The sequence below is a fragment of the Pseudomonas sp. NPDC096917 genome (genome assembly GCF_044762555.1).
Taxonomy (GTDB): domain Bacteria; phylum Pseudomonadota; class Gammaproteobacteria; order Pseudomonadales; family Pseudomonadaceae; genus Aquipseudomonas.
This window is the reverse complement of sequence record NZ_JBIWEO010000010.1, coordinates 14,193-26,586: the sequence shown is the minus strand read 5'-3', so window position 1 is coordinate 26,586 and position 12,394 is coordinate 14,193. Positions and strand designations below refer to the sequence as shown.

At 56.5% G+C, this 12,394-nt stretch carries 14 protein-coding genes and 1 pseudogene; 3 read left to right on the top strand and 12 right to left on the bottom strand.

Features of this window, described 5'->3' with window-relative positions:
• Positions 1 to 182: 182 nt before the first annotated feature.
• From ACIQYF_RS13185 to ACIQYF_RS13175, 3 genes are all read left to right on the top strand, one after another.
• On the top strand, positions 183 to 377 hold the full coding sequence (locus ACIQYF_RS13185; RefSeq protein WP_402862044.1) for a TetR/AcrR family transcriptional regulator: 195 nt from the start codon (positions 183 to 185) through the stop codon (positions 375 to 377).
• A 34-nt stretch (positions 378 to 411) separates the two neighbouring features.
• Positions 412 to 741, top strand: a complete 330-nt coding sequence (locus tag ACIQYF_RS13180; RefSeq protein WP_402862041.1) for a hypothetical protein — start codon at positions 412 to 414, stop codon at positions 739 to 741.
• Positions 742 to 1,025: 284 nt separating this feature from the next.
• A protein-coding gene (locus ACIQYF_RS13175; protein ID WP_402862038.1) for an IS5 family transposase occupies positions 1,026 to 1,777 on the top strand; the annotation gives its coding sequence in 2 pieces (ribosomal slippage) (positions 1,026 to 1,349 and positions 1,352 to 1,777; 750 coding nt in all).
• 153 nt (positions 1,778 to 1,930) lie between these two features.
• On the opposite strand, the gene ACIQYF_RS13170 is transcribed toward ACIQYF_RS13175, so the two are convergent.
• The 12 genes and pseudogenes from ACIQYF_RS13170 to ACIQYF_RS13115 all read right to left on the bottom strand — a co-directional run bounded on the left by ACIQYF_RS13170 (position 1,931) and on the right by ACIQYF_RS13115 (position 12,394).
• Complete coding sequence (locus tag ACIQYF_RS13170) at positions 1,931 to 2,305, bottom strand: MFS transporter (RefSeq protein WP_402862578.1); 375 nt, start codon at positions 2,303 to 2,305, stop codon at positions 1,931 to 1,933.
• 12 nt (positions 2,306 to 2,317) lie between these two features.
• Positions 2,318 to 2,545, bottom strand: coding sequence for a hypothetical protein (locus ACIQYF_RS13165; protein ID WP_402862035.1), 228 nt, complete (start codon positions 2,543 to 2,545; stop codon positions 2,318 to 2,320).
• A 249-nt stretch (positions 2,546 to 2,794) separates the two neighbouring features.
• Positions 2,795 to 3,541 (bottom strand): annotated as a pseudogene (locus ACIQYF_RS13160) (OprD family outer membrane porin).
• 64 nt (positions 3,542 to 3,605) lie between these two features.
• On the bottom strand, positions 3,606 to 4,526 hold the full coding sequence (locus ACIQYF_RS13155; protein WP_402862032.1) for an NAD(P)H-dependent flavin oxidoreductase: 921 nt from the start codon (positions 4,524 to 4,526) through the stop codon (positions 3,606 to 3,608).
• Positions 4,527 to 4,565: 39 nt separating this feature from the next.
• Positions 4,566 to 5,399: an enoyl-CoA hydratase/isomerase family protein gene (locus tag ACIQYF_RS13150; protein WP_402862029.1), complete on the bottom strand. Its 834-nt coding sequence runs from the start codon at positions 5,397 to 5,399 to the stop codon at positions 4,566 to 4,568.
• Between the two features lie 105 nt (positions 5,400 to 5,504).
• A complete protein-coding gene (locus ACIQYF_RS13145) occupies positions 5,505 to 6,068 on the bottom strand; it encodes a DUF2889 domain-containing protein (RefSeq protein WP_402862026.1) in 564 nt (187 codons plus the stop codon).
• 113 nt (positions 6,069 to 6,181) lie between these two features.
• Positions 6,182 to 6,907, bottom strand: coding sequence for a nitroreductase (locus ACIQYF_RS13140; RefSeq protein WP_402862023.1), 726 nt, complete (start codon positions 6,905 to 6,907; stop codon positions 6,182 to 6,184).
• A gap of 27 nt (positions 6,908 to 6,934) precedes the next feature.
• Positions 6,935 to 8,134, bottom strand: a complete 1,200-nt coding sequence (locus tag ACIQYF_RS13135; RefSeq protein WP_402862019.1) for a CaiB/BaiF CoA transferase family protein — start codon at positions 8,132 to 8,134, stop codon at positions 6,935 to 6,937.
• 276 nt (positions 8,135 to 8,410) lie between these two features.
• Positions 8,411 to 9,202 (bottom strand): enoyl-CoA hydratase/isomerase family protein, encoded by a 792-nt coding sequence (locus ACIQYF_RS13130; RefSeq protein WP_402862016.1) that lies wholly within the window; start codon positions 9,200 to 9,202, stop codon positions 8,411 to 8,413.
• Between the two features lie 47 nt (positions 9,203 to 9,249).
• A complete protein-coding gene (locus ACIQYF_RS13125; RefSeq protein WP_402862013.1) occupies positions 9,250 to 10,389 on the bottom strand; it encodes an acyl-CoA dehydrogenase family protein in 1,140 nt (379 codons plus the stop codon).
• Complete coding sequence (locus ACIQYF_RS13120; protein WP_402862010.1) at positions 10,386 to 11,447, bottom strand: acyl-CoA dehydrogenase family protein; 1,062 nt, start codon at positions 11,445 to 11,447, stop codon at positions 10,386 to 10,388. Before ACIQYF_RS13120 ends, ACIQYF_RS13125 begins: the two co-directional genes overlap by 4 nt.
• A gap of 29 nt (positions 11,448 to 11,476) precedes the next feature.
• Positions 11,477 to 12,394, bottom strand: coding sequence for an SDR family NAD(P)-dependent oxidoreductase (locus ACIQYF_RS13115; RefSeq protein WP_402862007.1), 918 nt, complete (start codon positions 12,392 to 12,394; stop codon positions 11,477 to 11,479).

The following is a 12,394-nucleotide window of genomic DNA, read 5'->3' as shown; positions in this document are numbered from 1 at the left end:
TAATCGGAATATGCTGCAGGTCATTTTTCTCAAATTTCGTCAACTTAATTCATGGTTAAAGCTGCACGACGCGGTGACGTTATCTTGGGAACGTTCTTGCTCGACCGCGATGAAAATACCTAACCACTTATCTACCCCACGCCAATCAGTTCGTTAGGCGCGAAGTACAACGCAAACGTTTCTTGGAGTTATACGCCACCAGAGGTTTTGCTCAGGTCAGCATACGCGAGCTTGCCTCTCATCTACGTGTAACTTCAGGCGCAATTTATCAACACTACCCCAGCAAGCAGCATTTACTGTTCGATTACATTGAAGAACTTTATGAGGACCTGACCACTAGACTTTCCCAGCCAGAGCCTTTCTGCAGATCCCATTGATTTTATAGTCAGCGCCCATCTGGACCTGTAGATTATGCAACCCTACCACTTCAAAATCGCATTAAGAGACGCACAACTGCTCAAACCAAAGCATCGCGATGATGTACAGCGCTGGAGCGCTCAGTACCACGGCAGTGTTTATGGAATACTTGATTTGACGAATGCTGCGCTACAGGCCGAGTCAAATGTCATCGCCTCTGCCGTTATCCAGATGCTGCTCAGCGCACCCGAGTGGATCAACCCCGAACTTATAGCTGTGCAGACCCGTCACGAGCTTTTAAGCTGCATGCTAAAAGGGGCCATTTACAGGCAGCTAAAAATTTCATGGCAGAAGGGATTAGATCAAGCGTACTGCGCTATTTAGCAGCTACAGCCAATGACACCAATCCTTCAGAAATCGACGAGATCATTCCCACCTGATACGAAGAATCAGTTTATCGTGAGGAATGAAAACAAGACGATCTCCTATTTACTTGGCTCTGCGCGGTACGCCACGCGCAGACACAGTGGCGCCAGCAGCAAACAGGTCAGTAGGACGAACACCACCATCGCGAGAGGTTTTTCGCTCAATGTGGCTGAATAGCTACAGGGCGTTCTCATTTGAGGTGATTTGAGTCGTTCGATATCCTTAAGCCATTTTGGGACGGCATGAGGCTCTACTGGCTGCGTGATGATCAATGGGAGCGGATCAAGGTTCTACTGCCGGGAAAATCCAGCGACCGAGGTGTCACTGCCCGCGATAACCGCCTATTTGTTGAAGCCGTATTGTGGGTAGCCCGAACCGGATCCCCTTGGCGTGATCTTCCAGATAGCTATGATCACTGGCACCGTGTCTATGTCCGCTATGACCGATGGTCACGTAAAGGCGTTTGGCTGAAACTGATGGCCTCGCTCGCCGGGGAGGCAGATCTGGAACACCTGATGGTGGATGGCAGCATTGTTCGCGTTCATCAGCATGGTGCCGCAAAAAAACAGCACAGGCTGCCGAGGCCATGGGTAAGTCCCGAGGCGGTTTGAGCACCAAGATTCACGCAACCGTTGATGCCCTCGGTAACCCGCTGCGCCTGCTGTTAGCGCATGGGCAAGCGTCGGAATATGAGCAAGCTGCAGCCCTGATTGACGGTTTTGCGTGCGAAGCCGTATTGGCAAACAAGGGCTATGACTGCACCGCCTTCGTCGATGCGATCCAATGTGTGGGTGCTGAGGCCGTGATCCCCTCCAAAAGGAATCGTCTACACCCTCGCACACTGGATCGGCATCTCTACAAGACCCGCAACCTGGTGGAGCGTTTTTTCCTGAAGTTGAAGCAGTTCCGCCGGATAGCGACCCGCTATGAGCGACTGGCCAGGAACTATCAGGCGATGTTGAGTCTCGTGTCAGTCGTAATTTGGCTGGCCTGATTGAGAACGCCCTGTAGCAAGAGCGCCCACACTCATCTGAAAAAACCATATATCCCCGATGCTGACTCAGCGATCTTCGAGTTGACGCTCAGAGCCTCGGTCATTGCCACTGGCGATACTATTCCTGCGCCAAGCGTAAAGACCATCACTACCCTAACTGGGACTGCTCTCGGGTAGCATACGCCATATCAAGATGAAGCTGGAGACGCCAAATAATGAAAGGAATGCGATGATTGAGCGCCATCCGGCTAGTTTCACCAGTGCCATACCAATCAACGGTGCGAGGCCGGGACCTATCATTACAATAAGGCTCAGCAGAGCCAAACGTTGAGTGGCTTTCGCCGCTTTGAAGGTATCAAGGATGATCACTTTCCCCAGTATTAATCCCGAGCAAACTCCTAACGCTTGTGCTAACCGAGCCGCGATAAGCATCTGAACTGAACTCGCTGCCCATGTGCCGACACTACCAAGGCTAAACAGTACAACGCCACACAGCAGCACTTTTTTGCGCCCATAGCGGTCAGATATCGGGCCATAGAACTACTGGCCTATGGCCAAACCAATGATGTAGGCGCTTAGGGTTAGTTCCACATGACTTGAACTCACTTGAAAATCAGGCACAGCATCAGGCAACGCGAGCACAAACATGTGCATGGCCACCGTGCCGCTAAAGGTAATGAGCGCCAGAAGCCACAACGGCGCCTGGTTGATGGGCGGTAATGGTGCAGGTGATTTAGCCTTTAACTTGTTGACGTTTAAGCTTGTCATCTCGCACCTTGCTTGTGATTTGCACGACAGTGTTCGTATCTGAGCCATTGCTGCGGGGAGTTCGCAGCCCCCACCCACCCCCCGCGATTCGAGAAAGGATCGAATACGGGGACGGTTAGTAATGCAGCGGCTCCGCAAGGTGCTAACCGAAAACTTCACCAGGGCCATACGCATCGGTTTCTATATTCGCTAAAACGCGAAGGTGTAGCCCACGATTACTCGGTTTTGGCCCGCCGGAGCAATGAAGTTCTAGTGCATGGTTGAGTTACGCCAGCGCAGCGACACGTTCTTGAAAGTCCCCGACTGGATGACATAGCTGATGTCAGTTGACCGCTCCCATTAGTCACCCTCCCCGCCTTCAGCACATAAGGCTCCAGCCTTGGCGCCGCTGATATGTGCAGGATCTACCTCATCACCCTTCCCATAACGCACATTCAAGGTAAGCCCAGGAACGCCAAGAGCGGCGAAATTATAGTCATAACGCATCATCCACACCCGTTCATGTGCCAATGCGGACGAACTTTGTTGTTGCTCGCTGAACAAATAGGTATCAGTGTCGCCAACGTAGGTATAAGCCGTATCTCCGCTTACTTTCTGGTAGCCACCACTCAAGATGTGACCCTTGATCGAGTAACCAAAGTTTGTGCTCAGAGTCCGGTTGTCGACCTTGCCAAGCAAATTTCGGCCTTGCTCCTTGGCGGAAAAGTAACGCCACTCAGTGAACGCCTCACCCGGTCCCACTCCGATTTTATATTTGAACCCGGCAAAATCCCGTTGAAACAGCTTCTCAAGCTGACTAGTGTGCAAGCTCAGCGTCAGATCTTTCAGCGGCTGATAGTCAACACCCACGTAGTACAACTGATCGCTGTTGACCGTTGTGGAGTAAGCGCCCTGCTGTGCCGTAGCCGTCAACTTTTCAGAATCGGTGGAGTCACGTAACTTAGTGGAGTTGACCTCCAGGACTGTAATGGTAAATTTATCCAAATCCTTGCTCACCACTTAAGCGCCCCCGGATGCTGCGGCGGCAGAGGGTGACCTCGTTTAACTGCGTGATGCCCACTTAGTCCTTGCATGCAGTTTGGTATTCGCCGACTAGGCGCGCGACCAGTGTGGCGACGTCAGGGATGTCGTCGATAAGATCGATGCCTTGCCCGCCGCTCCAGATGTCCCGCCACGGCCGGATGTCGGCCGGTAGATGATCGAAGCGCCCGGCTCTGGGCACGGCGAGCGTCTCGATCTCAATCCCGCACCGCCGCAGCGACGGCTTCAACCAATTCGCCGACACGCCAGTAATGTTGGGCGTATAGACCAGGTCTTCCGACGTCGAGTCGACGAGCATCTGCTTGTAATCGGCAGGCGCATCCGCTTCTTTGGTGGCGATAAAGCGCGTCCCCATGTACGCATAGTCGGCGCCCAAAACCTCTGCGGCCCGCACGCCGGCCCCCGTCGAAATTCCGCCCGCCATGACCAAGGGCCCCTTGAATCTCGTGCGGATTTTTTCAATCAATGTCAGATGGGACAGACGCCCAGAATGGCCGCCACCTCCCAGACCAATAGCGATGAGGCCGTCGACTCCTTGGCCGATCGCCTTTTCCGCGAACTCTAGACTGATAACATCGTGAAGCACGCCCATGCCCTTCCCATGCGCAACGCGCACGACCTCGCGCGGGCCGCCGCCCACACTGATGACAGTCTCCACACCGTAGCGGGCTGCAAGTGCCAAAGTCTCTTCTATCTCAGCGGTAGGCAGCTTTGCAGAAACGTTGACCACGAGCGGGCCAATCGTTGATGAGTGTGCTACTTTGCGCGCGGCCTGAATCGTATCCAGCCATTCCTCGAACTGCCCGAGGGTTCTGGCGTTGTGGCGCGGCAAAACGCCGACTAAGCCTGCAAGGCAAGCCTCCCGCACCAGCTTGGGTCCGGTGACAAGAAACATGGGGGCACAGATAACGGGAAGTGAAAGGCTCGAGCGGTTGAACATAGCTAAGGGGCTCTTGTAGGAAAAAAGAAATGGCAGCGGCTAGATCGGCTGAGTCGGCTTACGCCAGTTTCGCTCGCTGAAGCCTGTGAACAACAATGGCGACTTTCCGACAAAACGCTCAACGGCATCAGCGTGGTAGTCGGTGCCAATGGCGATGGACTGAGCAAGCGCTTCGGCCTGCGCCATCGCCGTCTGGCTGGACTCGAATGTCTGATTGAGCAGCTGCTTGGCGAGTCCCACAGCGGCAACGGACGCCAGCTTCATCTTGCGTGCGAGCTCAGTGGCCGCTTCGATGGCTTCGCCTTCGGGCACCAGGTCATACACGATACCCATCGTCTTGGCTTCCTCGGCACCCAGCACACGTGTCGAGAAGATTAATTCCTTGGTGCGCTGCAACCCCACGATGCGAGGAAGCATGAAGAGGATGGACGTGTCCGGCACCAGTCCCATGCGGCCGAACGCTGCACAAAAGCTCGACTTGGGTGTCGCGATTATGAAGTCGGCCGCAAGCGCGATACTGAATCCAGCCCCGAATGCGGGCCCGTCGACAACCGCGATGACGGGCATCGCAAGCTTGATGAGGTCGCGAAACCAGTCCTGGATGTCAGTCATGCGGGTGTGCATCATCAAGCCGGTCTTTTTTCTGGCCATGCCCTTCACGTCGCCGCCGCCGCAGAATGCGCCGCCGCGACCGCCAATCACCAGAGCCCTGACATCAAGCTCTTTGTGGTCGATTCCCTTTGTCAAACGTCTGATAACATCAGCAATTTCCCCGCGCATGACATCATCAAGCGCGTTCTTAACATCTGGCCGATTCAAATAAAGAAACGCAATACCGTCTTCAATGTTGAAATCGATCGTTTCATAGGTCATGCACCTACCTCCAAAATACTGACGTAACCCATCATCCTCACCCGCGTGGCTCGACCAAGCTCCGAATGTCCATGTGGCCGCTGCGACTTAATGCAACGAGTCCAGTCAAGGCGGCTCCGGTTTGGTGTTTTGGGGCAGCAGCAACAGGCGAGTCACGACCTCCCGTTCGGCTGCGAACGCGTAGCAGCTATCTACCCGAAACCGGCGTTGCACGTCGTTTCCCGGTTCGTCGTTAGAAACGATTAGGAAGGGGCGGAAACCTTGCAATACAGTTGTGGCCATGGGCCCCAAAAGCTCCACGATGTGCGTGCAGGACGCTACCCCCCCGAGCAGTTCGCGAACGCGTTTGTTCCAACCCGGCCCGATGCGCAGACCAACAAGGGAATGCAAAGCACCTGCCGCGCCCGGGCAAATCTTGAAAGGCGTCGCGCGCATCTCGGCATTCGCTGCGTGAATTTTGAGTTCCGAGTCAAGTACGAGACGAACTGTGATGTCGTGAAGACGTTGCCCCGGCGGCGCATCTTGGTGGGCGAGCAGACGACGAAAGGCGTGGGTTTTAGTGTCGATCACGCAGCCTTCAACTTCGAATAGTCCATCGCTACGACGGAAGAAGCGCATGTCTATGTTGCGATGGTGCAACTCTTCACGGCTCACTGGATTTTCACTCATGAAAGTCTTAGCCCTTTTAGTGACGATGACACATTCGATTCATCTGTAGAGTTTCACTGACCCGAACAGAACTGCGCTATCCAGGCGTCCACTATGTGAACTAAAAGAACCTGTCATACCCAGCGTGCGAAACTCTCGACAGGTTCCCGTGGCGGCTGATAGGTATTCACCGGCGCGGACTCGTCTGCATAGCCCAACGCCATGCCGCACACCAACATTTCGTTGGAACCTGCACCAATGAACGGCATGACGATCTTCGCGTAATTGTTCCACGCCGCTTGGGGACAGGTGTGCAAACCGAGTGAGCGCGCCGCAAGCATCAGGGTTTGCAGGAACATGCCATAGTCGATCAGGGAACCACGGCCCATTACGCGGTCGATGGTGAACATAAGCCCCATCGGTGCGTCAAAAAAATGGTAATTCCTGTGTGTTTGCGCGTGCATTTTGTCCTTCTCGCCTTTGCCGATTCCGAGAGCACGGTACAGGCCCCAGCCATTCTGGCGTCGTCGATCGATGTAAGGCGGGACCCACTCAGCAGGATAGTAGCCGTCCACCTCTCCATATTCGCGGGCCCGCGAGGGATCGGCCTGTGTCGCGTCGTGCGCAGCACACACTTTCGCGACAAGTACATCACGTCGATCTCCCTGCAGCACATACACCTTCCAAGGTTGCGTATTGGTGCTGGAGGCCGCGCAACTCGCAATTCGCAGAATCTCATCGACTTGCTGGCGCGCGACCGTTTTGCCGGCCAGGAACGCACGGCACGAAAATCGGCTCTCAATGGCCGAGACCACGCTCGCCGAATCCCGGACGACGGTTTTGACTTTGGACATGGTCATTGAAGTACCGCCATTGAGTTCAGCACATTACACCGTGCCCGCTTGGCGCAGTTCAGCGATCTGCCCAGCTGAAAGCCCAAGAAGTTCGCGCAGGATCTCGTCGGTATGAGCGCCCAGAGCGGGTGCTGGCTTGATCTGCGGCGACGGTGTCCCGCTGAAGCGGGGCTGCACAGCTGGCATCTTCAGTTCGCCGATCCGCGGGTGCTCTACGGTGGCGATGGTGCCCCGGGCCTGGTAGTGCGGGTCTGCAACAATGTCCTGGATCGAGTAGATCAAGGAATAAGCGAGGCCCTGCTCCTCGAGAATCCCGCACACATCCAGAACCGGCAGCGACTTTATCCAATCAGCCACAACCTGGTTGACCTCCTCGACGCACGCGGTGCGTTTCGCGTGGCTGGAAAAGCGCTCGTTACCGACAAGGGCCGGAATGGCTTCGCACAGTCGGCCATACATGCGGTCGTTGGACACGGTCAGGACAATGTAGCGACCGTCGCACGTTTCGAAATGGTCCCCTGGGGCGGCTGCAAAGTGAAGGTTGCCGGTCCGCTCGCGTAGCAGTCCCGTCTTCTCGTATGCCGTGACCATCACGTCGGTGAAGCGAAACACTGTTTCGTACAACGAGAGATCGATTTGCTGACCTGTACCGTCGCGCGCATCACGGTTGTAGAGCGCCACCATGATTCCAAAAGCACCGAGCACCGCTGTCGAGTAGTCGGCCATCGCCGTGCCCAGTTTTACGGGGGCGCGATCAGGATAACCCGTTGCGTTAAGCGTTCCGCCCATAGCAAGGGCAATGCGGTCGTATCCTGCACGATTTGCGTAGGGACCGGTCTGGCCATAGCCGGAAACACTGAGCATCACCAGTCTTGGGTTCACTGGCTGTAGGTGCTCCCACGACAGGTTCCATTTGGCCAAGATGCCGGGGCGGAAATTTTCCACAAGCACATCGGCTTGCTGCAGCATCTCCTTCAAAATGCGCTGACCCTCAGGCTGGCGTAGATCAAGCGTCACGGACTTCTTGTTGCGCCCTTCGACATTCCACCAAAGGCTTTCGCCTTCCACCATGGGCCCGATATGGCGCAGTGCGTCGCCACCCCGAGGCTGCTCGATTTTGATCACGTCAGCGCCTAAGTCTGCAAGCAGCGTCGCGGCAACCGGACCCGCAACCATCGTGCCGATGTCAATTACACGGATGCCGGCTAACGGCCCTTTCTCATTCGGTTTCATTTTTTATCCCTTTAATTATTGTTATCAGTCGAGCCTACTTAGATCGGGCGATCTACTTACACTGCGATGACTCAGTCGACCCTTCTGCCCAACAACAGAAACAACATGAGCCCACTTTGCATGACTAGACATCCGCGGTTTGTGCGCTCGCTCTGATCAGGATGAAAGACGTCGCGCGCAGAGCCAGCATTTTCAGTACCCAAAACGCTGCCGGGTGGCGCTCAGGCGACTGTTCACGGATGTTTCCTATCTATTAATGTCGAGCGGCGAGAAGGACTAGTTCCCCGTGTACTTCGGAGTGCGCTTTTCCTTGAAGGCTGTCAGCCCTTCGACACGATCGGCCGAGAAGTGATGCAAGTTGCTTAAGGCGCGCTCATAGCGAATTGCAATGGCTAGGGGCTGGTCCAGCGCGTCATTCAAAGCCTGCTTCATGCGAGCCAGTATCAGCGGGCTCTTTGTCGCGAGTTTCTTGGCAAGATCCGCTACGGCGTCGATGAAGACGTCATCCGCAACTACCGAGTTAACAAGGCCAAGCGCCTTCCATTCGATAGCTGGAAGGAGGTCCCCCGTAAACATGAGCAGCTTCGCATTGTTCAAACCCACCTTCCTCGGCAAACGCACGGTGGCGCCCGCTCCTGGGAACAGCGCGTAGTTCGAATGAGCATCGCCAATCCGGGCAGACTCGGCGGCAATGACAAGGTCACAGGCAAGCACAAGTTCCAACCCGCCAGCAACCGCGATCCCATTGACCGCGGCGATTACCGGTTTGGTGGACATCTCGATCAGCTCGGTCAGAGCGCCGATGGCCTTGACGAATTCGGCGCCACTCTCGGGACGACTCCGAGCGGGGTCCTTCAAGTCTGCGCCAGCGCAGAAGGCCCGGCCCTCACCTGTAAGAACGATGACGCGTACATCAGGGTTGTTCTGAGCGTCGTCAATCGACTTAGTCAATGCGTTTACGAGGGACAGTGTCAGCGAGTTCAACGCCTGTGGTCGATTCAGTTTCAACCACAGTACGCTGTCGCCCTGTTGTTGATGAAGTTCTTCAGTGCTGGATCTAATTTCCACTTTTTGACTACCTATGCGAGTTCATTTAGGGGCGGCTGACGAGCTTGTTATCGGAGGCCGAGAGACTTCGCAATAATGCCGCGAAGCACTTCCTTGGTCCCGCCGCGAATAGAGCAGGAAGGGGCATGCAGGATCACGTTGGCCAGGGCGGCGCTATAAGCCAGCGAGGCGTCCGGCTCCGGCTCGGTCTGCAGCACCAATCGAAGGGTCTCTGGAATCTCCTGTTCGAAGCAGTTACCCAGGTCCTTGACCAATGCCGCATGCAACCCGGCTTCCTGCTCTTCGGTGATCATCGTGGCGATCGAGCGGGACATCCGTCTCAGCGTAGAGAGATGAGCGACCAGGCGCCCTACCGTCCGAGCGCCCTCACTCGAGGGCTGTTGCTTGAGCACGGCGACGAATTCCTCGACCGCGCCCATATGGGACATGAACCGGTCCGGCCCGCTTCGTTCGAACGTCAGCTCGCTCGTGACCTGCTGCCAGCCTTCTCCTGCGACGCCGATGAGGGCATCATCCGGGAGGAATACGTCCTGGAAGTGGACTTCGTTGAAATCGGCATCCCCGGCGATGTTAACGATCTGCCGACAGGTAATGCCCGGCGTACTCATGTCGACCAGGAACTGGCTCAAGCCAGCCTGGCGCACTTCACTCGCGGGCGCTGTACGGCACAGCAAAATCATGTAGTGAGTACGGTGTGCGCTCGAGGTCCAGATCTTGGCACCATTGACAAGCCAACCACCATCCACCTTAGTGGCCCGCGTACGGACTGAAGCGAGATCAGACCCTGAATTCGGCTCGCTCAGCCCGATGCAGAAATAACACTTGCCACTGGCAATTTGAGGGACGATCTCCTCACGCTGCCGTTCGTTGCCGAATCGTAGAAGCAACGGTCCACTCTGCCGCTCGGCCACTGCATGCGCAAACATGGGTGCGCGAGCGGCAAGCAGTTCCTCCAGAACGACGAATCGTTCCATAAGCCCATAGCCGCCGCCGCCATAACGCTTGGGAAAGCCCATCCCGATCCAGCCGCGCTGGCCAAGGGCTTCGCTGAACTCAGGATCAAATCCGCCAAAGGTTGCGGCTGCATGCCTATCGCCGTGCCAGTCGTCGAGAAACTCACGCACTTCAACTCGAAGCCGCTCGCCAATCTCGGAGTGCAGCGGGCGCGGAAAGGAAAGATTGTTCATCGTGCTGCTCCGCTTGCTGTCGGTACCACCGTGTGCCAAAGGGACTGCCCGGTGCCGCCGGATAGAATCAATTCGCCAAGAGCCTGAGACCAGAACGCCTCGTTGCCATACTCATCTCGCCAAGACCAAAGCCGCTTGGTGAAATGGTGCAATTCATGCTCCTCCGTGAAACCGATGGCGCCAAACACCTGGTGCGTAATCGCGCAAGCCTGCCCTGCAGCTTCGCCGGTTCGAATTTTGGCGCTGGCGGCAGCTATGTTTTGCGTGAGGGGCTCACCCATTGCAGCCAGCGATTCATCGATGGCTTCGCTGCCAGCTTCCGATGCAGCGCGCGCCGCTGCCGCCTGCGTTGCCAGCACAGCGATGCTCTGCTGCACGGCCTGAAACTTCCCAATCGGGCGGCCGAACTGCACGCGAAGATTGGCGTACTCGACAGCAAGCACGAGGCACCGCTCGATCGCTCCAGCCATGAGCGCGCTACGCAAGATGGCAGCAAGGCAAAGTAGATCACGCGCGCCAAAAGGCGCAGGCACTATAGCCACAGGCACTGCGCCGTCGAGCACCAGCGTATCGCGTGGTTCGCCGGCTAGATTGCGCCCTGGAGTGACACAGATGCCTGCTGCATCCCGTGCCAAGACGATCAGTTGAGAGGCTGTGCCAGACCCTGCAATGAAAGCGACATGCGTGCATGCGTCACCCCATGGCACACGGTGAAGCGTGCCATCTACGCGCTGGCCGTCGCCCGAAGCACTCACTTGGATATGCTCGTTGAGCACCGATGGCGCAATAGTCGGCAAGGTGGCGCCCTCAATGCCGGCATGGTCCATAAGCCAGTGTCCAGCCATGGCCTCAGCCAGCGGAGCGTTCGCAGCATGCTCACCGGCAAGTGTCAGAAGTGCGCATGCATCCGCCCAGCTAACGCCCGCGCCGCCTTTGCTCTCAGGCAGCATGGCCTTGTCGAATCCAGACTCTTGCAGAACACCCCACACGTCTTCGGGCTTGTCCGCAAGTATTCGGCGGGCCGCCTCACACAGCATGTCACGCGTCTCATCACTCATCGCTTACTCCTTATTATTGTTATGTCACTTCAGATGGGATCCCAACTGAAAATGTCGCGCGACTTGTCCAGCGGATAGAACGACGGTTTCAACATAGGCAGCGCCGCGTTAAGGCAGGTTTCGACAGTCCAGCCTTCGCTGCGGTGGGCGGTACGGATCGGCCGCGGCTGCGAGAACAGGTAAATCTCGTTGCTGCGAACGCCGAAGATTTGACCTGTCACACTTTGAGCTTCGTCGGTAAGCAGCGCACAGGTGAACGGCGCAATCTTGGCAACCTCCATGCGCTGGTTAACCTGCGTGCGGGCTAGCCCTTCTGGGGTGTCAGTTGGAATCGAACTCACCATACGAGTGAATGCGAATGGAGCAATACAATTGGACCGCACTCCGAAGCGTTCCATGTCGAGTGCGATCGACTTAGACAGACCGACGATGCCCATTTTTGCTGCGGAGTAATTGGCCTGCGCAACGTTGCCGATCAACCCCGAGGTGGAAGCCATATGCACGATGGCGCCCGACTCCTGGGCCTTGAAATGCGGCGCCACGGCGCGGGCCATGTTGAAGCAGCCCTTCAGGTGCACCTTCACCACCGCGTCGAAGTCATCTTCCGTCATCTTGTGGAAGATTCCGTCTCGCAGATTGCCAGCGTTGTTAACCAGCCCGTCGATGCGGCCGTATGTGTCCAGCGCCTGCTGAATAATGCGATGCGCCGACTCCCACTCAGCCACACTGTCGGTGTTAGCGCTGGCTTCGCCACCGGCTTCGCGAATTTGATCGACCGTCTGCTGGGCCGGTCCGGCGCTAGCGGCGCCGTCGCCGCCCATGCTCACGCCTAGGTCGTTGACAATGACCTTCGCCCCTTGGCGCGCGGCCTCGAGTGCAATTTCTTTGCCCACACCGGCACCTGCGCCGGTGACCACGATCACTTTGCCTTGCAGTAGTTGTGTCAT